This window comes from Microbacterium resistens, assembly GCF_031456305.1.
Lineage (GTDB): Bacteria > Actinomycetota > Actinomycetes > Actinomycetales > Microbacteriaceae > Microbacterium > Microbacterium resistens_A.
In genome coordinates this window covers 182,479-205,959 of record NZ_JAVDUM010000004.1, presented here as the reverse complement: position 1 = coordinate 205,959, position 23,481 = coordinate 182,479, and the positions used below count along the sequence as shown (strand labels likewise).

17 protein-coding genes are annotated in these 23,481 nt (G+C 73.0%); 9 read left to right on the top strand and 8 right to left on the bottom strand.

Annotation, left to right across the window (positions count from 1 at the left end; all coding sequences use genetic code 11):
• Positions 1-10 precede the first annotated feature (10 nt).
• Positions 11-1,078, top strand: coding sequence for a threonine aldolase family protein (locus tag J2Y69_RS06330; protein WP_310018698.1), 1,068 nt, complete (start codon positions 11-13; stop codon positions 1,076-1,078).
• A gap of 74 nt (positions 1,079-1,152) precedes the next feature.
• Here the strand turns inward: J2Y69_RS06330 and J2Y69_RS06325 are convergent, their stop codons facing one another.
• Together J2Y69_RS06325 and J2Y69_RS06320 are read right to left on the bottom strand one after the other, a co-directional pair.
• Positions 1,153-1,881 carry a gamma-glutamyl-gamma-aminobutyrate hydrolase family protein gene (locus J2Y69_RS06325; protein ID WP_310018696.1) on the bottom strand — a complete coding sequence of 243 codons (729 nt, stop codon included), beginning with the start codon at positions 1,879-1,881 and terminating at the stop codon, positions 1,153-1,155.
• A 2-nt stretch (positions 1,882-1,883) separates the two neighbouring features.
• Entirely contained in the window at positions 1,884-2,501 is a 618-nt protein-coding gene (locus J2Y69_RS06320) for an NUDIX hydrolase family protein (RefSeq protein ID WP_310018695.1), read from the bottom strand.
• Positions 2,502-2,568: 67 nt separating this feature from the next.
• Between J2Y69_RS06320 and J2Y69_RS06315 the strand changes: the two genes are divergently transcribed.
• From J2Y69_RS06315 to J2Y69_RS06305, 3 genes are all read left to right on the top strand, one after another.
• Positions 2,569-3,279: an alpha/beta hydrolase gene (locus tag J2Y69_RS06315; protein ID WP_396653048.1), complete on the top strand. Its 711-nt coding sequence runs from the start codon at positions 2,569-2,571 to the stop codon at positions 3,277-3,279.
• Positions 3,280-3,515: 236 nt separating this feature from the next.
• Positions 3,516-5,138 carry an ABC-F family ATP-binding cassette domain-containing protein gene (locus J2Y69_RS06310; protein WP_310018691.1) on the top strand — a complete coding sequence of 541 codons (1,623 nt, stop codon included), beginning with the start codon at positions 3,516-3,518 and terminating at the stop codon, positions 5,136-5,138.
• Between the two features lie 62 nt (positions 5,139-5,200).
• Entirely contained in the window at positions 5,201-5,383 is a 183-nt protein-coding gene (locus J2Y69_RS06305) for a PspC domain-containing protein (RefSeq protein WP_310018689.1), read from the top strand.
• Between the two features lie 22 nt (positions 5,384-5,405).
• On the opposite strand, the gene J2Y69_RS06300 is transcribed toward J2Y69_RS06305, so the two are convergent.
• Positions 5,406-5,816 (bottom strand): DUF6157 family protein, encoded by a 411-nt coding sequence (locus tag J2Y69_RS06300; protein WP_310018687.1) that lies wholly within the window; start codon positions 5,814-5,816, stop codon positions 5,406-5,408.
• Between the two features lie 116 nt (positions 5,817-5,932).
• Between J2Y69_RS06300 and J2Y69_RS06295 the strand changes: the two genes are divergently transcribed.
• The 4 genes from J2Y69_RS06295 (at position 5,933) to J2Y69_RS06280 (ending at position 12,777) form a co-directional block, all read left to right on the top strand.
• Positions 5,933-10,639, top strand: coding sequence for an ATP-dependent helicase (locus J2Y69_RS06295; RefSeq protein ID WP_310018685.1), 4,707 nt, complete (start codon positions 5,933-5,935; stop codon positions 10,637-10,639).
• Between the two features lie 2 nt (positions 10,640-10,641).
• On the top strand, positions 10,642-11,475 hold the full coding sequence (locus tag J2Y69_RS06290; RefSeq protein ID WP_310018683.1) for an EI24 domain-containing protein: 834 nt from the start codon (positions 10,642-10,644) through the stop codon (positions 11,473-11,475).
• Positions 11,468-12,241 carry a DNA-formamidopyrimidine glycosylase family protein gene (locus J2Y69_RS06285; RefSeq protein ID WP_310018681.1) on the top strand — a complete coding sequence of 258 codons (774 nt, stop codon included), beginning with the start codon at positions 11,468-11,470 and terminating at the stop codon, positions 12,239-12,241. Before J2Y69_RS06290 ends, J2Y69_RS06285 begins: the two co-directional genes overlap by 8 nt.
• A gap of 128 nt (positions 12,242-12,369) precedes the next feature.
• Positions 12,370-12,777 carry a transferase gene (locus J2Y69_RS06280; protein ID WP_310018679.1) on the top strand — a complete coding sequence of 136 codons (408 nt, stop codon included), beginning with the start codon at positions 12,370-12,372 and terminating at the stop codon, positions 12,775-12,777.
• Between the two features lie 154 nt (positions 12,778-12,931).
• On the opposite strand, the gene J2Y69_RS06275 is transcribed toward J2Y69_RS06280, so the two are convergent.
• From J2Y69_RS06275 to nadE, 3 genes are all read right to left on the bottom strand, one after another.
• A complete protein-coding gene (locus tag J2Y69_RS06275; protein ID WP_310018678.1) occupies positions 12,932-13,702 on the bottom strand; it encodes a hypothetical protein in 771 nt (256 codons plus the stop codon).
• Positions 13,703-13,956: 254 nt separating this feature from the next.
• Complete coding sequence (locus J2Y69_RS06270; RefSeq protein WP_310018677.1) at positions 13,957-17,469, bottom strand: TM0106 family RecB-like putative nuclease; 3,513 nt, start codon at positions 17,467-17,469, stop codon at positions 13,957-13,959.
• Positions 17,470-17,546: 77 nt separating this feature from the next.
• The gene (nadE, locus tag J2Y69_RS06265) at positions 17,547-18,380 is read right to left on the bottom strand and encodes an ammonia-dependent NAD(+) synthetase (RefSeq protein ID WP_310018674.1); all 834 of its coding nucleotides are present in this window, start codon (positions 18,378-18,380) and stop codon (positions 17,547-17,549) included.
• Between the two features lie 61 nt (positions 18,381-18,441).
• Between nadE and J2Y69_RS06260 the strand changes: the two genes are divergently transcribed.
• Positions 18,442-19,014 (top strand): phosphorylase family protein, encoded by a 573-nt coding sequence (locus tag J2Y69_RS06260; RefSeq protein WP_310018672.1) that lies wholly within the window; start codon positions 18,442-18,444, stop codon positions 19,012-19,014.
• Positions 19,015-19,182: 168 nt separating this feature from the next.
• Here the strand turns inward: J2Y69_RS06260 and J2Y69_RS06255 are convergent, their stop codons facing one another.
• Both J2Y69_RS06255 and J2Y69_RS06250 read right to left on the bottom strand, forming a co-directional pair.
• Complete coding sequence (locus J2Y69_RS06255; RefSeq protein ID WP_310018670.1) at positions 19,183-22,305, bottom strand: SMC family ATPase; 3,123 nt, start codon at positions 22,303-22,305, stop codon at positions 19,183-19,185.
• The gene (locus J2Y69_RS06250) at positions 22,305-23,477 is read right to left on the bottom strand and encodes an exonuclease SbcCD subunit D (protein WP_310018667.1); all 1,173 of its coding nucleotides are present in this window, start codon (positions 23,475-23,477) and stop codon (positions 22,305-22,307) included. The genes J2Y69_RS06255 and J2Y69_RS06250 overlap by 1 nt, the downstream gene beginning before the upstream one ends.
• Between the last annotated feature and the right edge of the window lie 4 nt (positions 23,478-23,481).

Below are 23,481 nucleotides of genomic sequence, written 5' to 3'. Positions count from 1 at the left end.
GGCTGGTGCAGTGACCCCACTGCACGACACAGCCCTGCGCGGCTTCGCCTCCGACAACTACTCCGGCATCCATCCCGAGGTCCTCGCGGCCATCGCCGCGGCCAATGACGGGCACCAGATCGCCTACGGCGAGGACGTCTACACCGTCCGGCTGCAGGAGGTCTTCCGCGCCCATCTGGGCGACGGCGTCGAGGCGTTCCCCGTGTTCAACGGGACCGGCGCGAACGTCGTGGGGCTGCAGTCGATGCTCCCGCGCTGGGGCGCGGTGATCGCGGCGTCCACCGCGCACATCAACGTCGACGAGGGCGGCGCCCCCGAGCGCGTCGGCGGGATCAAGATCCTGACCGTGCCCACCGACGACGGCAAGCTGACCCCGGAGCTCGTGGACCGCGAGGCATGGGGCTGGGGCGATGAGCACCGCGCCCAGCCGCTGGTCGTCTCCATCACCCAGTCCACCGAGCTCGGCACCCTCTACTCCGTCGAGGAGATCCGTGCCCTGGCCGACCACGCGCACGAGCGCGGCATGCGCCTCCACCTGGACGGCGCCCGCGCCGCCAACGCCGCCGCCGCCCTCGACCTCCCGCTGCGGGCCTTCACCCGGGACGCCGGGGTGGACGTCATGAGCTTCGGCGGCACCAAGAACGGCGCCATGCTCGGCGAGGCCGTGGTGGTCCTTGACCCGGAGGCGGCGCCGGGCCTCCTCTACGGCCGCAAGCTCAACATGCAGCTGGCCTCGAAGATGCGCTTCGTCTCCGCCCAGCTGGTCGCGCTGCTCGAGGGCGACCTGTGGCTGCGCAACGCCAGGCACGCGAACGCGATGGCCCAGCGCCTGCGCGCGGCCGTCGAGGCCGGCATCGCCGACGGATCCGTCCGCGGCGTGGCCTTCACCCAGCCCACGCAGTCCAACGGCGTGTTCGCGACGCTGCCGGCCGGCATCGCCGACCGGCTCCGCGAGACGTTCCGCTTCTACGACTGGGACGAGGCGGCGCGAGAGGTGCGATGGATGTGCAGCTTCGACACGACCGAGGACGACGTCGACGCGTTCGTCGCCGCCCTCGCACGACTGACCTCCGAGTAGCGGCCGAGTAGCAGCGGCGGATCGCCGGGTAGCGGCGGAGTATCGGGACCGACCGGCGCGGACGACGCCGCCGGTCAGTCCCGGGACCTCGCCCGTTCCACGAGCCAGCCGAAGACCGGGTCGCCCGCGAGCGCCTCGGGGTGCCATTGCAGCCCCAGCGCCGGGAGCCCGTCCAGCTCGATGGCCTCGACGACCCCGTCGGGCGCCGTCCCCGTCACCGACACCCCGGATCCCGGGCGCTCGACGGCCTGGTGGTGGAAGGAGTTGACGCGGACCGAGGCCCCGTAGAGCGACTCGACGACGCTCCCCGGCACCGTGCGCACCTCATGCGCCCGATACGCGCGCGGATAGGCGTAGGAGCCGTGCGACTCCCCCTCGCCCAGCGCGAGATGCTGACGGAGGGTGCCGCCGCGGACGACATTGAGGAGCTGTGCCCCGCGGCAGATACCCAGCAGCGGCAGCCGCCGGGTGATCGCCTCCTCCATCAGCAGGGACTCGAAGTCGTCCCGCTCCGGGTCGACGGTGAGCGTGTGCGCGCCGGGCGGCTGCCCGTAGCGGCGCGGATCGACGTCATCGCCGCCGGTCACGATGATCGCGTCGAGGCGGTCGGCCAGCGCCGAGGGCGGCGCATCGAGCGGAAGGTGCACCGGAAGGCCTCCCGCGGCGAGCACGGACGTCGCGTACTCGCTGAAGTACGTCTCCAGCGGCGCGTCGGCGAAGCCCGACGGCGCCCCGATCAGGCTCGCGGTCTTGCGGCGCCCCGTGATGCCGATCAGCGGCGGGCGCGCGGTGTGGTCCTGCACGATCAGCGGAGCAGGCCGAGATGGGCCAGCGCCTGTCGGACGAGCGTGCCCCGCCCGCCCTCCATCTCCGCGGCGAGCGCGTCGGAGACGGCCTCCTCCGGCGAGAACCAGGTGACCTCGAGCGCGTCCTGACGCGGCTCGCAGGTGCCGGTGACGGGCACGACGAACGCGAGGGAGACCGCGTGCTGCCGGTCGTCGTGGAAGGCGCTCACGCCCGGGATCGGGAAGTACTCGGCCACCGTGAACGGCACGGGGGACGCCGGAAGGAGCGGGAAGGCCATCGGGCCGAGGTCGTTCTCCAGATGACGGAACAGCGCGTCGCGGACGGTCTCGCCGAAGCGGACGCGGCCCGAGACGATCGTGCGCGTGATCTCGCCGAGAGGCGTCGCGCGCAGCAGGATGCCGACGTCGATCACCTGCCCCGAGCCGTCGATGCGCACCGGGATCGCCTCGACGTACAGCATCGGGAGCCGGCGACGGGCCTGGGCGAGCTCGAACTCGCTGAGCCAGCCCGGGTTCGCCGCGCCGTCGGAGGCGTCGAGCGGGCCGAGACCGCCGGGCATGCCCTCGGGAAGGTCGTCGCCGTCTGACGGATCGGGATCAGGGGTTCGCACGGCCATGCTCCTTTTCTACCAGCGACCGGGCTCCGCCACCGATGCGGGAGCGGATCCTGTGGAGACTGGCAGGATGGGACGCGTGACCGACCGTCCCGTGATCGACCGCGACGCCGTCCGCGGGTCCCGGCGCCGCGAAGGCGCACCGCTCCTGGTGCTGCTGCACGGCTACGGCTCGGACGAGCGGGATCTGCTGGGCCTCGCGCCCCACCTGCCCCCGGACGCCGCGATCGCCTCACTTCCCGCGCCGCTCGACGCTCCGTGGCCGATGCCCGGCCGATCCTGGTACCCGATCGACGACCTGGAGCGGGGAGACCCCCGCGCTGCCACCGCCGCCGCGCAGGCCGTGCTCGACTGGCTGGAGACCGACGCCGCCGATGCCGCGTCGATCGCGTTGCTCGGCTTCTCCCAGGGGGCGTCGATCGCCCTGCAGGCGCTCCGTCTCGCCCCGGAGCGGATCGCCGCGGTCGTCAACCTCAGCGGCTTCGTCGTGCCCGGCGACCTCCCCGGTGACACCGCTCTGCGGGAGCGGCGGCCGCCGGCCTACTGGGGGCGCGGGGCCAGGGACGACGTGATCCGTCCCGCGCTCATCGACCTCACCGCCCAGTGGATGCCCGCGCACACGGCGCTCTCCGGCCGTGTTTACCCCGGCCTCACCCACAGCGTCTCCGAGGAGGAGCTCGCCGACGTCACCGCGTTCCTGGACCGCTGGCTGGCGGAGGCCCAGGCTCCCCCGGCCGACGACTCGACAGCGCCCGATGACTCGACAGCGCCAGGGGACTGAGGCTCAACGGGTGCGACACGCCCGGGTTGCACGGCATCGCCGACGCGCGATACAGTCGAACCTCTTGTCCGCCGTGTCTGGAAGTCCTTTGATCTGAGCCGTCGCCTCTCCGCGTTCTTTTCCACGCGCTGATCCGACGATCCTTCCTGCCACCGGCATCGGTCCTCCCACGCCTCCACGGAGCGCGTGACGCGACCCGTCGACGTCAGCGCACCCGCACATCACCGGGAGTCGCCATGTCCGCACCGCACACCACATCATCGGTCGTCCTCGACCGCCTCACCTTCACCTGGCCCGACGGGAGCACCGCGCTCGACGCGGTGTCCGGGGCGTTCGGCACCGGCCGCACCGGCCTCGTCGGCCGGAACGGGGCGGGCAAGTCCACCCTGCTGCGCCTGGTCGCCGGCGAGCTGACGCCGACGTCGGGCCACGTCCTCGCCCACGGCGATGTGGCCTACCTGCCCCAGCGTCTGACGCTGGACACGCACGCCCGCGTCGCCGAGCTCCTCGGGATCTCCGAGGCGCTCGACGCCGTGCGGGCGATCGCGGCCGGCGACGTCGACCCTGCGCGCTTCGACGCCGTGGGCGACGACTGGGACGTCGAGGCGAGGGCGGAAGCAGGCCTTGCCGAGGCGGGCCTCGATCCGTCGTTCCTGGACCGGACGGTCGGCGAGCTCTCCGGTGGGGAGGCGGTGCTCGTCGCCATCGCCGGGATCCGTGCGCGCCGTGCGCCGATCACGCTGCTGGACGAGCCGACGAACAACCTGGACCGGGATGCCAGGGCGCGCCTGTCCGAGATGATCCGGACCTGGCGCGGAACGCTGATCGTGGTCAGCCACGACGTGGCGCTCCTGGAGCTCATGGACGACACCGCCGAGCTCTATGCACAGGAGCTCGGCGTCTTCGGCGGGCCGTACTCCGAGTGGCGGGCATGGCTCGACGCCGCGCAGGAGGCGGCCCGGCAGGCCGAGCGCGACGCCGCGCAGACCCTCCGCAAGGAGAAGCAGCAGCGCATCGACGCCGAGGTGAAGCTCGCCCGCCGGGCGCGGACGGCCCGCAAGGCCGAGCTCGAGAAGAGGGTGCCGAAGATCGTCGCGCACGGACGACGCATGGCCGCGGAGGTCTCGGCCGGCCGGCTGCGCACGGAGGTCGGCGAGAAGGAGGCCTCGGCGCGCACCGCGCTCGACGAGGCCGGGCGGCGCGTCCGCGACGACGACCTGATGAGCATCGAGCTGCCGGATCCGGGGCTCTCCCGGTCGCGCCGCATCGCCACGCTCGGCGACGCGGAGCGGTCCTGGGTGATCCAGGGGCCCGAACGGGTCGCGCTGATCGGACGCAACGGAGTCGGCAAGACCACGATGCTGCGCCGGCTGGTGGAGGAGGGGAGCTTCGGGCCGGACCCGGACGAGCACCCCGCAGGGCCGCGGGGGGAGCGGCACACCGACCTGGTGGGCTACCTCCCGCAGCGGATGGACGGCCTGGACGACGCGGCCACGGTCCTCGCCAGCGTCGCGGCCAAGGCACCGGCCGTGCCGGAGAAGGAGCTGCGGAACCGGCTGGCCCGGTTCCTGATCCGCGGGGCCACCGTGGACCGGACCGTCGCGTCCCTCTCCGGCGGCGAGCGCTTCCGCGTCGCGCTGGCGACGCTCCTCCTCAGCGACCCGGCGCCGCACCTCGTGGTGCTGGACGAGCCGACGAACAACCTCGATCTGGACACGGTCGACCAGCTCGTCGAGGCGCTGCGCGCCTACCGGGGAGCGGTGCTGGTGGTGAGCCATGACGATGCGTTCCTCGGCCGCATCGGCCTCGATCTCACGCTGGAGCTGGACGCCGACGGCGGACTGCACCAGGTCGGCTGAGGCCCGGTTCGGCTTCGCCTCCCCCTCAGACGGAGCCCAGGGTGCGGGGGCAGGATGGGATCATGAACGATCTCATCCGCCCCCGCAAGGGCCGCGTCATCGCGGGCGTCTGCGCGGCCGTCGCCCGCCGTTTCGGCTGGTCCCCGACGCTCCTGCGCATCCTGACCGTCGTCGCCATGGTCTTCGCCGGGCTCCCGCTCTGGATCTACATCGTGCTCTGGATCCTCATCCCCGTCGAGAAGTGACCCGTCGCGCGGCGCGCATCGCTCACACGCGACGAGAACGCATCGCCCGGGTGTGCGCCAGCTCGGGATCCGCCGCGAGCAGGGCGTACTCCTCCGACTCCCTCGGCACGAGCGAGACCCGCCCCTCGGCGTCGTGGAGGATCCCCCACCCGTAGCGCTTGCCCAGCGGCGAGGAGCGCAGGCAGGCCTGTCCCTTCGCGAAGAACGCCTCCCGGGCGGCGGCTCTGTCCTCGTCCGAGACGTCCTGCCGGAGCGCCCAGGTCTCGAAGATCACATCGTCCGAGGTCCACGTGCCCGGCGCCTCGGCGATGAGGCGATAGTGCAGCGACGCGATGGTCGGCCTCTCCCCCATCGGCGGCTCGGTCGCCCGCTCCGCCGGGCAGTCCTCCGCGACCTCGATGAACGTGGAGAGGTAGTTCGTCGTGTGCGGCATCCGTCCAGGATCTCGCCTCATCGGCCAGGAGGCAACGGCTGCCCGTTCGCGGCCCGCGGAGCCGGCCGTCGCAGGCTCCGCGCCGGATGTCGGCGGCAGCGGCGAAGATGGGGGGGATGAGCGACGTGCTCGACCGCTTCACCCCGGCGACCCAGGACTGGTTCCGGGGTGCCTTCGCCGCGCCCACCGACGCGCAGGCCGGGGCCTGGGAGGCGATCTCCGGCGGGCGGCACGCCCTCGTCGTCGCCCCCACCGGATCCGGGAAGACGCTCTCGGCGTTCCTCTGGGCGATCGACAGCGTCTTCCGCGAGCACGGAGCGGGAGGGACGGCGACGACGGCCGCCTCGACCGCCGCCTCCCCGTCGGCCGACGGCGCGGCGCGCACGCGCATCCTCTACATCTCCCCGCTGAAGGCGCTCGGCGTCGACGTCGAGCGCAACCTCCGCTCCCCGCTCATCGGGATCGGGCAGGCCGCGCGCCGGCTCGACGTGCCCGCGCCGTCGGTGACCGTGGGTGTGCGCTCCGGCGACACGACCTCCTCGGACCGCAGGAAGCTCGTCAGCGACCCGCCGGACATCCTCATCACGACGCCGGAGTCGCTGTACCTCATGCTCACCAGCCGTGCGGGCGAGACCCTCCGGAGCGTCCACACCGTCATCATCGACGAGGTCCACGCGGTCGCCGCGACCAAGCGGGGCGCCCACCTCGCCGTGAGCCTGGAACGCCTCGACGCCCTGCGCACGGCACACGGCGCCCCGAGCCCCGTCCAGCGGATCGGGCTGTCGGCGACCGTCCGGCCGATCGACGAGGTCGCCCGCTTCCTCGGGGGCGCACAGCCGGTGCAGATCGTCGCGCCCCGGGCGTCGAAGACGTTCGCGCTCGACGTCGTGGTCCCGATCGACGACATGCTCAACCCGCCACCGCCACCCGGGGTCCCCGCGCCGGGCGACGACGGGGCGGGTGGGTTCGGGGAGAACACCGAGATCACCGGATCGGTGTGGCCGCACGTCGAGGAGGCGATCGTGGATCGCATCCTCGCGAACCGCTCCACGATCGTCTTCGCCAACTCCCGCCGCCTCGCCGAGCGGCTGACGGGGCGTCTGAACGAGATCTACAGCGAGCGGCTCGGGATCGCGCTCCCCGCCCCCGCGATCCCCGCCGCGACCATGGCGCAGGCAGGATCGACGGCCGGCGCGGACGCGGTCCTCGCCAAGGCGCACCACGGCTCGGTCTCCAAGGAGCAGCGGGCCGTCGTGGAGGAGGAGCTGAAGGCGGGGGTGCTCCGCTGCGTCGTGGCCACCAGCAGCCTGGAGCTCGGCATCGACATGGGTGCCGTCGACCTGGTGATCCAGGTCGAGGCGCCGCCGTCTGCCGCCTCCGGCCTTCAGCGCGTGGGCCGCGCGGGGCACCAGGTCGGCGAGATCAGCCGGGCCTCCCTCTTCCCGAAGCACCGCGGCGACGTGCTGCACACCGCCGTCGTGACCGAGCGCATGCTCGCCGGGCAGATCGAGTCGCTCGCCGTCCCGCGGAACCCGCTCGACATCCTCGCGCAGCAGACGGTCGCGGCCTGCGCGCTGGCGCCTCTCGACGTCGAGGGGTGGTTCGAGACCGTGCGGCGCAGCGCCCCGTTCGCCGCCCTCCCCCGTTCCGCGTACGAGGCGACCCTCGACCTGCTCGCCGGCCGCTACCCGTCCGACGAGTTCGCCGAGCTCCGCCCCCGCCTCGTCTGGGACCGCGACGCGGGGACCCTCACCGGCCGGCCGGGCGCGCAGCGGATCGCGGTGACCAGCGGCGGGACGATCCCCGACCGCGGGCTGTTCGGTGTCTTCGTCGCGGGCGAGTCCGCCGGCGCCCGCGTCGGCGAGCTCGACGAGGAGATGGTCTACGAGTCGCGCGTCGGAGACGTCTTCACGCTGGGCACGACCAGCTGGCGGATCGCGGAGATCACGCACGACCGCGTCAACGTCATCCCCGCCTTCGGCCAGCCCGGAAAGGTGCCGTTCTGGCACGGCGACGGCCTCGGGCGCCCGTATGAGCTCGGCGAGGCGCTCGGCCGCTTCACCCGCGAGGTGCACGCGGCCTCGCCGGACAAGGCCAAGGAGCGTCTCGACGCCGCGGGACTCGACGAGCGCGCGCAGGCGAACCTGCTCGCCCATCTCGCCGGGCAGCGGGAGGCGACGGGCACCCTGCCCACCGACCGCTCCCTCACCGTCGAGCGGGGGCGGGACGAGATCGGCGACTGGCGGGTGATCCTGCACTCGCCCTACGGCATGACCGTGCACGCGCCGTGGGCCCTCGCGGTGAACGCCCGGGTGCGCGAGCGCCTGGGCGTGGAGGGGTCGGCCGTCGCGAGCGACGACGGGATCATCGTCCGTCTCCCCGATGCCGAGGCGGAGCCGCCGGGCGCCGACCTGTTCGTGTTCGACCCCGAGGAGCTGGAGCGGATCGTCACGGACGAGGTGGGCGGGTCGGCGCTGTTCGCCGCACGCTTCCGGGAGTGCGCGGCGAGGGCCCTGCTCATGCCGCGCATGGACCCGAACCGCCGCACGCCCCTCTGGCAGCAGCGCCAGCGCTCCGCCCAGCTGCTGGAGGTCGCCCGGAGGCATCCGACGTTCCCGATCATCCTGGAGACCCTCCGCGAGGTGCTCCAGGACGTCTACGACCTGCCCTCCCTGCGACGGCTCGCCACGGCGATCGCGGATCGTCGGATCCGCCTGGTCGAGACCCAGACCGCACAGCCCTCCCCCTTCGCCCGGGACCTGCTGTTCGGCTACGTCGGCGCGTTCATGTACGAGGGCGACTCGCCGCTGGCCGAACGGAGGGCGGCGGCGCTGTCCGTCGATCCCGCGCTGCTCGGCGAGCTCCTGGGGACCGTGGAGATGCGCGAGCTCCTGGACCCGGAGGTGCTGGCGCAGTTCGAACGCGAGGTCCAGCGGCTGGACCCTGGCCGCCGGGCGCGCGGGGTAGAGGGCGTCGCGGACCTCCTTCGCCTGCTCGGGCCGCTCGACGCCGCCGAGGTCGCGGTTCGCCTCGACCCCGCCGACGCGAACGTTGACGCGGACGCATCCGCCGATCCGCCCGCCGCCGACGACCCGTCCTCTGCCGCTGCTCCGCTCTCCGCCGCCGTCGCGCATCTGAGGGCGCTGGTGGAGGCCCGCCGGGCGATCGAGGTCACCATCGGCGGCGTTCCCCGGGTCGCCGCGATCGAGGACGCCGGCCGACTGCGCGACGCGCTCGGCGTCCCCCTGCCCGTCGGCATCCCCGTGGCCTTCCTCGAGCCCGTCGCCGACCCGCTCGGCGATCTCGTTGCCCGGTACGCACGGACGCACGGCCCCTTCGCCGCGCCGGCGATCGGCCGGCGCCTCGGTCTCGGAGCCGCGGTCGTCCGCCATGCCCTGCAGCGGTTGGAGGCGGACGGCCGGGTGGCCGCCGGGTTCTTCCTGCCCGAGGCATCCTCCGCCACCGACGCGGAGGGCGAGTGGTGCGATGTCGAGGTGCTGCGCCGGCTCCGGATGCGCTCGCTCGCCGCGATCCGCGGCAGCGTCGAACCCGTCGCCCCGGAGGCGTTCGCCCGTTTCCTCCCGGAGTGGCAGCACCTGGGAAGGCCCCTGGAAGGCGTCGACGGCGTGGCCGCGGTGATCGAGCAGCTCGCCGGCGTCCCCATCCCCGCCAGCGCCTGGGAGTCCCTCGTCCTGCCGCAGCGCGTGCACGACTACGCGCCGGCGATGCTGGACGAGCTCACCTCGGCGGGCGAGATCGTCTGGGCGGGGCACGGCGCGATGCCGGGCCGCGATGGGTGGGTGTCCCTGCATCCGGCGGACCTCGCGCCCTTCACGCTCCCCGATCCGTCCGAGACGCCGGCGACCGATCCGCTGGAGGAGCAGCTGCTCGCTGCCCTGGGAGCGGGAGGAGCATACTTCGCCGCGCAGCTGCGCGAGGCGACCGGCGCCGCGAACGAGCAGTCGGTGGTCGAGGCGCTGTGGAATCTGGCCTGGGCGGGGCACGTGACCAACGACACCTTCGCCCCGATCCGCGCGCTCCTCGCCGGCGGCTCGCAGGCGCACCGCGTCACCCGGCGGGCCCCTCGAACGCGCACGTTCCGCGGGATCTCACTCGCCCGGCCCGCCGCCTCCCCGCGCCCGACCGCGGTCGGCGGGCGATGGTCGCTCACCCCGCCCCGCGAGGAGGCCCCGGCCCGCCGCGCCACGGTGACCGCCGGGCTCCTCCTCGACCGCTACGGGGTCGTCACCCGCGGATCCGTCCAGTCCGAGGGCGTCCCCGGCGGATTCGCACAGGCGTACCGGGTGCTCGCAGGGTTCGAGGAGGCCGGGCACTGCCGACGCGGCTATGTGATCGAGAGGCTCGGCGCCGCCCAGTTCGCCGCCTCGACGACGGTCGACCGGCTGCGGACCTTCGCCGGTCTCTCCGATCCGCCTCCGCGCTCGGCGGTCACGCTCGCCGCGACTGACCCGGCCAACCCCTACGGCGCCGCGCTCCCCTGGCCGCGACTCGACGACGTGCCCCATCGCCCCGGGCGCAAGGCGGGCGCGCTCGTCGTCCTGGTCGACGGCGCCCTCGCGCTGTACCTCGAACGCGGCGGACGCACCGTGCTGGCGTTCGCTGACGACGCCGAGACCCTGCGGGCGGCGACCGCGGAGCTGGCCGCGACGGCGCGAGGACGACGGCTCGACACCCTGACGGTCGAGAAGGTCAACGGTCAGGGGATGTACGGCACCGACCGGGGATCCGCTCTCGGCGTCGTGCTGCAGGAGGCGGGCTTCGTCGCGACCCCCCGCGGATTCACCCTGCGCAAGGCGCTCTGACGATGGGGGTGAGAGCGGTGGTGGGGGAGCTCGGTGCCGGAGCCGGAACGCTCGCGCGCGGTTTCGGGTTCTGGCGCACGCGACCCTGGCTGATGGCCCTGGGTCTGGTCCCGGCGCTGATCGCCTTCGCGCTGCTCGCCGCGGCCCTCCTCCCGCTCGTGCTCTCGCTCGGTCCCGTCACGGATGCGCTCACCCCGTTCGCGGAGGACTGGATCGACGGATGGCGCGTCGCCGTGCGGATCGCCGTCGGCGCCGTCGTCATGATCGCGGCGCTCGTCCTCGCCGCCTCGCTGTTCACCGCGCTGACGCTCGTGATCGGCGATCCGTTCTACCAACGGATCTGGCGCGCGGTCGAGGAGGACCTCGGCGATCCCCCCTCCGGTGAGGGCTCCTTCTGGTCGACGGTCGGCGAAGGGCTGCGGGTGCTGACCCTCGGCGTGCTCGTGGGAGTCCTGGTCCTGCTGATCGGGTTCATCCCGGTGATCGGCGGCCCGATCGCCGCGGTGCTCGGCATCGTGCTACCGGGACGAGTGCTCGCCAGAGAGCTCACCGGGCGGGCCTTCGACGCCCGCGATCTGGATCCGGCGCAGCGGGCGGCGCTGTTCCGAAGTGGCCGGAGCAGAACGCTCGGGTTCGGCGTCGCGACACAGCTCTGCTTCCTCGTCCCGCTCGGCGCAGTGCTGGTGATGCCCGCCGCGGTGGCGGGAGGGACGATGCTCGCCCGCGACCTGCGAGAACGGACCCCCACCAGCCTCGATCCCCGCGGCCAGGGTTTGGCCGGTCAGGGTCCGACCGGCCAGGATCCGACCGGCCAGGATCCGGGTGGTCATGCCTGAGGGGGACACGGTCTTCCGCGCCGCTCGGCGCCTCGACCGGGCGCTGCACGGCGACGAGGTCACCCGCTTCGAGCTGCGCGTCCCGGAGCTCGCGACCGTGGACCTCCGCGGATCCGTCGTGCACGAGGTCGTCCCGCGCGGCAAGCACATCCTCCACCGGATCGGCGGCATGACCCTGCGCTCCCACCTTCGGATGGACGGCTCCTGGCAGCTCGTCCGCCCGGGGGAACGATGGCGAGCACCGGCCTTCCGCGCCAGGGTGATCATCGCCACGGACCGGATCGAGGCCGTGGGGTTCGACGTCTCGATGCTCGCGCTCGTGCCGACGCACAACGAGGAGAGCATCGTCGGACACCTCGGACCCGACCCCCTGGGCGAGGACTGGGATCTCGACGAGGCCGCACGGCGGGTCGGCGCGGATCCGCGGGCCGCCCATGTCGCCGTGCTCGATCAGCGGAACGTCGCCGGCTTCGGCAACGAGTATGCCGCTGAGCTGCTGTTCCTCCGCGGCATCCTGCCGACCCGGCCCGCGACGGAGATCGACGCGAGGGCGCTTCTGGCCCTCGGCGCCCGCACGATCCGGGCGAACGCGGAGCGGGTCGAGCGGACCTTCACCGGCGAGAGCCGACACGGTCGGACCACCTGGGTCTACGGCAGGGCCCGGCGACCCTGCCGACGCTGCGGAACCCCCATCGAGACCGGCGAGCTGGGCGCCGCGCCGACCGAGGAGCGGGTGATCTTCTGGTGTCCGCGATGCCAGAGCTGAGCACTCCCGCCGTCGAAGGCCGACGCCCATCCGGGGCCGCACCCGACACCGGCGCCCGGGAATGAAACACGGCCATCCGTGGTTGTTCATGTATCCGGGAGAAAGCACCCGGGACGCGGGAGGTTTTCGTGGGTAAGAACTACGTCGACATCGATGACGACCAGGGTGGCACGCTGCGCTATCGCAAGCACGCCAACGGTCGTGGACTCGTCGCGCACGGCGCGAAGGTCCACCCTCAGGCGCTTGTCGAGGCCGGAGCGTATGTCGAACCGGGGGCGAAGATCGGCGCCGGGGCCCGAGTGGCCCGCGGCGCGTGGATCGAGCCCGATGCGGTGATCGGCGTGAACGCCAGGATCGACGCCCACGCACACATCGGCGTCGGCGCGACGGTGGGCGACGGCGCGAGCGTCGGCGTGCGCACCGACATCGGCGCCGGTACCCGGATCGCGCGGGGCGCGCGGATCGGCGACGACGAGACGATCGCCGCAGGAATGCGGATCACATCCGATCAGAAGGGCCTCTGGCTCGCCGCCTGACCGGGTGCGGCTGTTCCAGCCGTGGATGTTCGAGGCCGTCCGAGCAAGGCCGGCCTCGTGAAGTCGGTCGTGCGCGCTTGAGGTGCCGTGCCGTGCGGTGCGGTGCCTGATCCGGCTTCCTGCCTCGGATCGAGGCGCATGGGGTCGGCTCCGATCAGGAGAGGTCCAGCGTGTACGAGCGATCCTCCCCGTATCGGGTGAATCCGGAGCGGGCGAGGATCGGTGCCGATGTCGCGACGCGGCCCTTCACCAGCGCGGTCGCCGCGCCGTTCTCCGCGCCGAAGCGCAGTCGTCGGGCGAGGACCGCCCGGTAGGCACCGCGACCGCGCAGTTCGGCGGGCGTGGCCGCGCCCCACAGCCTCAGGAACCCGTCCACGATCGTGCAGCCGCCGGTGGACGCGGGGCGTCCGTCGATGCGGGCGAGCACGCGGGCGCCGACGCCGGACTCGAGTGACGAGGTCACCTCGGCCAGCTCCTCCGCAAGGCCGGCGGCGTCGAGCGGCTGCTGCTCCCAGACCGGGACGTTGATCGCATCCACCTCGCGCACCTGCTCCGGCGTGCGGACGATCTCCGTCGTGACGTTCGAGGGGAACGCCACCGGCTCCGCGTCGATCGGACGGACGAAGACCGTGACGGTGTCGTCATGGACGGCGCCGCGATGTCGCAGCTCCTCCTCGACGTCGGGGGAGTCGGCCGCACCGACCCAGAAGGTCAGCCTCGTCTCGCCCCAGGCGCGTGTGCGTTGGATCGCATGATCGACCACGGCGGCCGGATCATCCGGGGAGTCGACCATCGACGCCCTCACCCCACCGCCGAATCGCGACGGATAGCGCACGAGCTGGAGATGCTCGTCCTCGCTCTCGGACCCACGCGGAAGCCATACCCAGGCCGCCGAGGCCCGGAGGATCTGATCGACGGAATGCACGGCCCCATTCTGCCTCGCCCACGCTGCTCTCCCATGCCGCCCGTTGATCAGCGCGCTGGCCCTGGCTCTGGCTCTAACCCTGGCCCTGGCCCTGGCCCTGGCCCTGGCCCACGCTGCCCTTTCCCGCTCACGCGGCGCAGATCGGCACAGCGTCAACAGGAAAGAGCAGCGCGACGCAGGGAAGGACAGCGCAACCCAGGAAACAGCAGCGCGACGCAGGGAAAGACAGCGCGGGCCGCACCCGGCGGCGCGCGTCAGTCCTGGTCGGCGCCGACCAGGCGGGCGAAGGCGCTAAGCCGGGCGACGCCCTCGGGCGTCCACGGGAGGTCGTCCAGCAGCGCCGGCGAATGCACGAGGTAGGCCGCGGCCTTGGCCCGCGAGATCGCGACGTTCAGCCGGTTCTGCAGCAGGAGGAACTCCGGCCCCCGCGGGGCGTCTCGCCCGCTCGATGCCGCGAGCGACGTGATCGAGACGACGGCCTCCTTGCCCTGGAAGTTGTCGACCGTCCCGACGGCGACCTCGCCGAAGCCGGCCCGCCGAAGCTCGTCGTGGATGAGCTGCTTCTGGGCGTTGTAGGGGGCGACGACGATGATGTCGGCAGCGGTGAGCGGGCGAGGGGCGGTGTTCGGGTCGTCCATCCCGTCGCGGTATGCACGGCCGATCAGCTCGCCGACGATGCGCACGACCTCGGCGGCCTCCTCCGGCGACTGCGTGGCGTTGCCACGATGCCGCACCGGGACGACATGGAGCCCGGGGGCCACGTCGTCGATGACCCGACGCTCGGCGCCGGGGGCCGAGGCGAGCCGTCCCGCGTAGGCAAGACGGGACACGGGAGCCGCAACCTCCGGGTGCATCCGCCAGGAGCGGGCGAGGAAGGAGCCGTAGGCCGGGTCGATGACCGCGTCGCCCGCCATGACCCAGCCGAGCGCCGAGGTGTCGACGGGCTCGGGATGGGCGCCCTGACTCACCTGCGGAAGCTGCTGCGGATCGCCGAGCAGAAGGAGCCGCTGCGCCGAGGCGGCGACCGCGATCGTGGACGCGAGCGAGAACTGGCCCGCCTCGTCGATCACGAGGAGGTCGAGGCCGCGCCGGTCCACCCGACGGGTGTTGCTGAAGTCCCAGGCGGTCCCCCCGACGACGAGACCGCCGCCGCGATGCTCGTCGATGAACCCCGCCATGCCGTCCTTGCGGATCACGGTGTACGCCGGCTCCGGGCCGTCCGGATCCTTCGGCGCCTTGGCGACCTGGCTCGCGGGCACCCCGTCGGCCACGACCCGCTCCAGCAGGCTCTCCACGATCGCGTGGGACTGGGCGACCACCCCGACCCGGAATCCGTGGTCCCGCACGAGCCGGGCGATGACCTGCGATCCGGTGTAGGTCTTCCCCGTTCCCGGGGGCCCCTGGACGGCGAGGTAGCTGCGGTCGAGGTCCCGCACGCCCCGAACGATCGCGTCGACGACGTCCCCGTCCGCGACCGGGAGCGCTTCCCCGGAGACCGTTCGCGGAGGGATCCGCCGGAGGATGTCCGTCACCGCGTCCTCCGGGAATCGGGGAGCCGCACGATGCACGGCGTCCGCCCACTCCTCGATCGCGCCCTGCAACGAGACGACCCGCGGCGGGGCGGCCGGGGCGAGCGCCAGCGGCAGCACGTCCCACGTCTGCCCCTGGACCGCCTTCTCCCGGACGAGGAACCCGTCATCGGTCGCCTGGACCAGCTCGACCTCGTGCGGGACGTGGATGACCCGCGACGGGAACTCGCCGTCGAACGGTGCCGGCACCGCGTAGAGGGCGAACGGTCGCCCTCCCGCGCCCATCGTGCTGCCGGGGGCCAGCTCTCCCCGCAGCTCCACGAGACGGGTCTGCGCCCTCGCCCCCTCCTCGATGCCCCACCCCTCGACGACACGCGAACGCTCGGCGTCGACCCGGAGCACGTCCCGCGTCGACTCCCAGAGCGAGACCGGCTCGCGCAGACGCTGGAAATGCCCGATCCAGAAGCTCTTCGCCTCGCGGGGGTAGTAGTCGATCGCGGCCGCGGCGACCCGATAGGGCTCCCCGTCGCGCCCCTCGTGGTCGGTGTGCTGTCCCTCGGCCTGCAGCGCGAGCGACAGCGGCGAGGGCTCATAGGCCCGCGTCTCCGGATCGTCCGGCGGGGCGGGGAGCACGTTCTCGCTCCGGGCGATCCCGATGAGCCAGTTGCGCAGCCGCCGGGTCGAGACGCAGTCGTAGCGGTTGTAGTCGGCGAGGTCCGTGAGGATGGCGTCGGCCGCGGCCGAGCTCCCCTCCGCCGCGAGGGCGCGCGCCTGGACGTACTGGACGATGGACTCGTCGCCCTTCTGCACGTCGCTGGTGCGCACCTCCTCGCCCATGTACAGCGGTTCGAGCTTCTTGATCGAGTACGACCGCGACCCGATCCGCACCGCGCGGAGCACGAGCGGATACAGATCGACGAAGACGCCTTCGCGCAGGAGCCGGTCGACATCCGCCTCCCCGACCCCGTAGCGCGCGGCCATCGCCGTCAGATGCGCGGTCTCGTACGGCGCGTAGTGGTAGATGTGCAGATCCGGATGCGACTGCCGCCGCAGCTTCACGAACTCGAGGAACTGCAGGAGCGCTGTCCTCTCCTCCTCGAAGGTGTGCGCCCACAGCGCCGAGTACTGCTCCGCATCATCGACCCATCCGAAGAGGTAGTCGATGCCCCACGGCGCATCCTCCGCGGGCTCGGTGTAGAGGGGATCCCCCTCGAAGTCGAAGAACAGGTCGCCGCGGCTCGGCCGGGGCAGCATCCCGACCGCCGCGGCCGACACCACCTCGTACGGCGGGAGGGCGCCGGGCGCCGCCTGTGCGCCGACCTGGAGACGGGCCTGCGCCCGCAGGGTCAGGAAGCTCTCGGTGCTCATGCCCTCGGGGACGGCCTCGGTCGCCGCGAGGTCGTCGATCGTCGTGATGCCCGCTGCGCGGAGACGTTTGCGCTGCACGGGCCGCATCCGCGCGACCAGGAGGAGGTCCCGATGCGCCTCGACCTGCTCCTCGCAGGTCGCGCACCGGCCACAGGCCACCACCTGCAGATCGCCGCGGTCATCGCCCCAGGCGAGCGGCGCTCCTCCTGCCCCATCCTGGATGCGCCGATCAGCGATGAGTGCGCGCAGGCGCTTCCTGCGCACCCGGAACAGCGGAAGCAGATCGTCCACGGCATGGACGCTCACCGAGCGGTCGCCGAGGATCAGGTCCACCTCGTCGGCGCGGGGAATGCCCAGGGCATCGAGCTGATCGACATATGCCGCCAGCTGCATGAGTGCGGTCACGCGGGCGGTGCGGGCGAGCTTGGTGTCCTGGACCCGCCACCGACCGTCCTCGTCGCGGCGCAGGAAGTCGGCGAATCCGACGAACTCCGGAGTGGAGAACGCGGCCTGGAACATCACGTCCGCCTCCGAGCGCAGCGCCCGGCCCGTCTCCGCGACGACCTCGGCGAGGGCCTCGCGATCCGCGGAGGAGACCTTCGGCAGCTCCACCACGCCACGGCCGCCCCGCTCGGAGCGGCCGAAGCGCACGACGTAGTCCTCGAGCACAGCGCGCTCGTGCGCATCGCCGAGGGCGGCCGCGCGGAGGAGCATCGCGTCTTCCGGGTCTTCGACGGCGGGCACCCGGCCGAGCTTGGCGTCGAGCGCACGGGCCCAGGCGAACTCGCACTCCGCGGCGAGCTTCAGGTCCGTCGCGCTCCACACGACACGGGCTTCCTCGGACTCCGTCGAGGAGGGGATGACGCGCACGGAGGCTCCTTGTCCGCGACCGCCTCGGCCGCTGCTACGACCCTAGACGCAGCCGCGGACATCGGTCCGGGAGCGTCCTAGCGCCACCAGTCGTCGTCGGGGGCGACCGGCTGACGCCGCTTGTGCGCGGTCGCCCGGTACTTCGCCTCGATGCGCTCGGCGACCTCGGGCGCCACCGGCTTCCCCTCCAGATAGTCGTCGATCTGCACGTAGGTCAGACCGAGCTCATCCTCGTCGGAGCGACCGGGGGTCCCGTCCAGGAGATCGGCCGTCGGCACCTTCAGGGCGAGCCGATCCGAGGCGCCGAGCAGCTGGAGCATCGCCCGCCCCTGGCGCTTGGTCAGCCCGGCGAGCGGCGTGAGGTCCGCCGCCCCGTCGCCGAACTTCGTGAAGAACCCCGTCACCGCCTCGGCGGCATGGTCCGTACCGATCACGAGCATGCCGCGGTGGCCGGCGATCGCGTACTGCGTCACCATCCGCAGGCGCGCCTTGATGTTGCCCCGGTGGAAGTCGCTGATCTCGCCGACGCCGGCCTCTTCGAGGTCGGTCTCGAGCCCGTCGACGCCGTGCTCGATGTTCACCTCGATCCGCTCGTCGGGCGCGATGAAGTCCAGGGCTGCCGACGCGTCGTCGGCGTCGCGCTGCACGCGATACGGCAGCCGGGCGGCGATGAAGGCCGCATCCCCGCCCTCGGCGCGGGCCCTCTCCACGGCGAGCTGCGCCAGGCGGCCCGCGAGCGTGGAGTCCTGCCCTCCGGAGATGCCAAGGACGTAGCCGCGGGCGCCGGTGCGGCGGAGATAGTCGACGAGGAACGACACCCGTCGGTCGATCTCGGTGCGGGGGTCGATCTCGGCGCGCACCCCGAGGGCGGCGGCGATCTCCTGCTGTACGGTCACGGATCCTCCGATCATCGGACCTCCAGTATCCGCCCGTCGCGTTACGACCGTGTGAACCCGATGCGAGGATGGACCTGTGAAGCTCCTCGTCGCCGCCCTCGACTCCGAACTCTCCGCCTTCCCCGCAGACCTCCCGGGCTTTGCCCGTCTGGTCACGGGGCCGGGGAAGCTCAAGGCCGCCTACGGCCTCACCCGTGCGCTCGACGCCGCGCAGGAAGCGGGAGCGCCCTACGAGGAGATCCTCGTCGTCGGCACCGCCGGCGCCGTGGGCGACGAGCTGGCGGCCGACGTGTACGAGGTCGCGACCGCGATCCAGCACGATGTGCAGGATCTCGACGGCGTCCCCGGCCGCCATGTCTCCCTTCCGGAGCGTGTGCAGACGGGGCGGCCCGGGCTCACGATCGCGACCGGCGACAGCTTCGTCGACGACGCCGACGCCGTGGCCCGCATCCGCGCGCTCGGCGGCGAGCTCGTCGACATGGAGACCTTCGCCTACGTCTGGGTCGCGGGGCAGTTCGGCGTCCCGATCCGCGTGCTCCGCGCCGTGTCCGACCGCGCCCAGGACGGCGCGACCCAGATCTGGGACGAGGTCGTGGCCGCGTGCAGCGCCCAGCTCCGCGAGCGCGTCCGCGCCGAGTACGGCGTCTGACCGGCGTCGTCCCCCGGCGTCCTCCCCCGCGTCTGACCCGGCGAGACTGCATCTGCGTTCCGAGACTGCGCGATCTTCCTGCTGCCTCGTGACGCAGATGCAGTCTCGCGGTCGAACCGGGCAGGAACCGGGCGCGGGAACGGGGCGCGGGGAAGGGTACGGGCGGGCTCAGCGAGGGCGCGGGGCGTCGATGACGCTGGAGCCGCCGGGGGTGGTGCGAACGGTGAGCTGGGCCGGGATCTGATCCTGCATCGCCTCGACATGGCTGATGACCCCGACCGTGCGACCGCCCTGGCGCAGCTCGTCGAGCGTGCGCATGGCGACCTCCAGCGTGTCGCCGTCGAGGGATCCGAAGCCCTCATCGATGAACAGGGTGTCCAGGCGCACACCGCCGGCTCGGGCCGTGACCACCTCGGCGAGCCCCAGCGCGAGGGCGAGCGAGCCGAGGAACGTCTCGCCGCCGGAGAGCGACTGCGCCGGACGCGTCTGCCCCGTGAACGCGTCGTAGACGACGATGCCGAGACCGGACGCCGCGCCCCGCGCCGCCACGGCATCGCTGTGGACCAGGCGATAGCGCCCCGATGACATGTCGTGCAGCCGGAGGTTCGCCGCCGCCACGATGTCCTCGAGCTCCGCGGCGAGGACGAAGGTCTCCAGGTTCATCCGGTAGACGTTCGTCCCTCGACCGGCGAGCGCGTCGGTGAGCGCGCGGAGGACCTCGTGCTCCTCGGCCTGGGATGCGCTGCGCTCATGCGCGGTCGCGGCGGCGTCGACCAGTGCTCCCAGCTGCGTCGCCACCGCGCCCGCGCGGCTGGCCGCGTCCACGGACTCCGCCCAGACGGTGCGCGCGGAGTCCGCGGCCTGCTCGGACGGCGCCAGATCGAGGGGCTCGTCGGGGAGCATCCGCAGTTCCAGGTCGAAGAGCGTCGCGCGCTCCTTCTCCCGCCGTCCGGCGTGCCGGGCGATCCGCTCTTCGAGTCGTCTCTGCTCGGCCTGTGGGCGCAGGGCGTCCTCCACATCCCGGGCGTCGCCGAAGGGCGAGGCGTCGAGCGCGCCGCGCAGGTCGGCGAGAGCGCCGTCGAGAGCATCCCGCCTCTGCGCGCGTCCGTCGAGGGCATCGGCGAGCGCCCCGGCCGCGGCGATCCGGACCGCCTCGCCCTCCTGCCGCCGCGCGACCGACTCATGCCCGCCTCGCGCTGCGGCGATCTGCTCCTCGGCATCGGCGTGACGGCGTTCGAGGAGGGTGAGCGCCTCGCGCGCGTCGGAGCCCGCGCGCAGAGCTGCGGCGTGCTCGGCGTCGAGCTGAGCCCCGCGCTCGCGGGCACGCCCCAGCGCCGCCTCCGCCTCGTCCGCCGCGACCGCGGCGGCGACGGCGCTCGCGTGCTCGGTGAGCACGGCGTCGAGGGCGGTCTGCGCGGCGGCGACGTCCAGACCGCCGGACCGGGCGAGGGCTGCCGCGAGATCGGCGGCGACCTCGGCGGCACGCGTCGCCGCGATCGCCTGCTCCGCGGCCGCGCGCTCCTGGTCCGCCTCCGCGGCGACGACGTCCTCATCCGTGACGGGGTCGGCATGGGTCGCCGGATGCGGATGCTCCGTCGCGCCGCACACCGCGCAGGCCTCACCGGGGACGAGGGCGGCGGCGAGCTCTCCCGCGATCCCGGCGAACCTCCGACGGCGAAGCGCGGTGACCCGCGCCTGCGCGGCGGTCGCCTCCTCTGACCGTTCGAGCAGGACCCGCTCCGCCTCGATCCGCTCTGTGCCGCGACGCACCGCGTCCTCGGCGCCCGCGAGGCGGGACGCCGCATCGTCGCGGGCGCGCACGAGATCCGCCTCCCGGTCGGCGAGCCGCCGCGCGTCGTCCCGCGCAACGATGAGCGCGTCCTGCTCCGCGGGCAGCCCCGCGCGCTCCCGATCGAGCCCGGCCACCTTCTCCGCCACCGCCTCCGCGGTCGCACGGGCCTCGGCGATCGCGGCGACGCGGGACGGCGCCTCCGCCTCGAGCACACCGGCGCGCTCCCATGCCCCGACCTCACGTGTCCGCGCCGATGCCCACTCCCGCATCGAGAGCGGGGACATCGGATCCGGACCAGCGTCCAGCGAGCCCTGCTCTCTCTCCTGCGCTGCCTCGCGCGCTGTCTCCTCCCAGGACTCCTGCGCGACGGCGAGAACCTCGTCGGCCTCGACGAGCGCCTTCCGCGCCCGCTGCTCGGCCGTGCTCAGCGGACGGATCGCCTCCGCCGCACGTGCCCTGTCCAGGATCGCGCGGTCCTCCGCGACGGCGGGGGCCTCCGCATCGAGCTCGGCGAGCGCCGCCCGCGCCCGATCGCGTTCGATCTGCGCCTGTCGCTGCTCTCTCGCCTCATCACGGTGCCGCTCCGCCCGGAGGAGGCGGCTCTCCGCATCCTCCCGATCGGCGGTGCGCCGCTCCGATCGATAGGCGGCGCGGTCCAGAGCCCGTCGCAGGAGCGCGATCCGATCCGCCGTCGTCGCATCCCGACCTTCGCGGGAGGTTCCGGGTTCGGGTTCTCCGGATGCGGGTTCGGGTTCGGGTGCAGGTACGGATTCGCCGGGCTCAGGCACGCCGGAGGCATTCACGCCGAGGTCATTCGCGGCGAGGTCATTCGCGGCGACGAGGCGCTCGCCCTCCTCGACGCGCGCCGTCACGGTCGCGACAGCGCCGCCGAGCGCCTGCTCGGAAGCCCTCCGCCGTTCCTCGAAACGCGCCTGGTAGTCACCGAAGCGCTCGGTGCCGAACAGCTTGCGAAGGAGCGCCTGCCGATCCTTGCTGCTGGCGTGCAGGAACTCGGCGAACCGGTTTTGGGCGAGCAGGATGACCTGCAGGAACTGCGCCATGTTCAGCTGGAGGATCCCCTCCAGCTCGTGCGCGACATCGACCGCGCGCGCCGCCCTGCCCACCCATCGCCCCTCGGAGAGCTCTTCGAGGGAGGCCGCCGCGGCCTGCTTCGTCATGCCGCCGCCCCGCTTCGCCGGGCGCTCGTACTCCGGTGACCGGGTGACCCGGAACCGTCCGGCGACGGTGCTGAACTCCACCCGCACCTCGGTCGGATCGCCCGGCTCGCAGTGATCGCTCCGCAGGCGACGGTCGCCGCCGTCGTACCGCGGGACACCGCCGTAGAGCCCGAAGCACACGGCGTCCAGGATGCTCGACTTGCCCGCGCCCGTACGGCCGGCGATGAGGAAGATCCCGTCGTCGGCGAACGCGTCGAAATCCACGTCCTGTCGTTCCCGGAACGGGCCGAACCCCTCGATCTCCAGGCGGTGGAGGCGCACTAGACGAGCGCCTCCGCACGAACGCGGTCGTCCAGGACGTCCCGGATGAGGGCGCGCTCCTGCTCGCTCGCCCCCGCACCGTCGCGCACGTGCGCGAGGAATGCGTCGATCCGGTCGACGTCCGTCACCGCGGCGTGCAGCCGCTGGGCATAGGAGCGCTCGTCCTTCGCCGGCGCGTCGATCGGCACGTGCTGCACGAGCGCACAGAACGGATACAGCTCCCGGAGGCGGCGCATCGGATCCGTCTGCGGCAGCGCATCGGTGTACACGGCGCTCACCCAGTCGTCGGCGTGCGCGGCGACCAGCTCCGGGGCCAGCAGCTCGTCGAGGGATCCCGTGAGGGTGACGAGCCGCCGCGGGACGGGGAGCGCGAGCCATTCCGCCTCGATGCCTCCCTCTCCGTCGATGTCCACGAGCCAGGACCCGCGCTCCTTGTGCTGCTCGCCGAAGCTGTAGTGCAGCGGCGCCCCCGCGTAGCGCACGCGCTCCGACAGGCTCTGACGCCCGTGGATGTGCCCGAGGGCCACGTAGTCCGGTCCGTCGAAGACCGGCAGCGGGACCATGTCGATCCCGCCCTGCCGGATCTCGCGCTCGAGCCCCGTGGTCGCATCGACACCCGCCGCGAAGCAGTGGGCGATCGCGACGGAGCGCCCCGGATGCTCCGCCATCCCCGCCCGCACGAGCGACATCGCGTGGGCCACCGTCTGCGCCTGCGTCCGCAGGACGGGCTCGCCGGCAGCGTCCCCGTCCGTCCAGTGCCGCCGCACGATCGCAGGCTCCAGATAGGGGATCCCGTAGAAGTGCACGGGACCGTCGGCGTCGTCGATCGTGATCGGCGTGCCGACCGTCCGCGGATCGGTGACGATGTGGATGCCGTCGCGCAGCAGCCGGGAGTGGAAGCCCAGCCGCGCGGCCGAGTCGTGGTTGCCGCTGGTGACGATGACCGTCGCTCCGGTCTCGTGCAGCGCCAGCAGCGCATCGTCGAGGACCGCGAAGGCGGCCGCGGCCGGCGTGGCCGAGTCGAAGACGTCTCCGGCGACGACCACCACGTCCACCGCGTGCTCGCGCACCTGCGCGGCCATCGCCGCCAGCACGCCGGCGAGCGCATCGAGCGTGGCGTGCCCGTGGAAGGAGCGCCCGATGTGCCAGTCGGAGGTGTGCAGGATCCGCATGCCA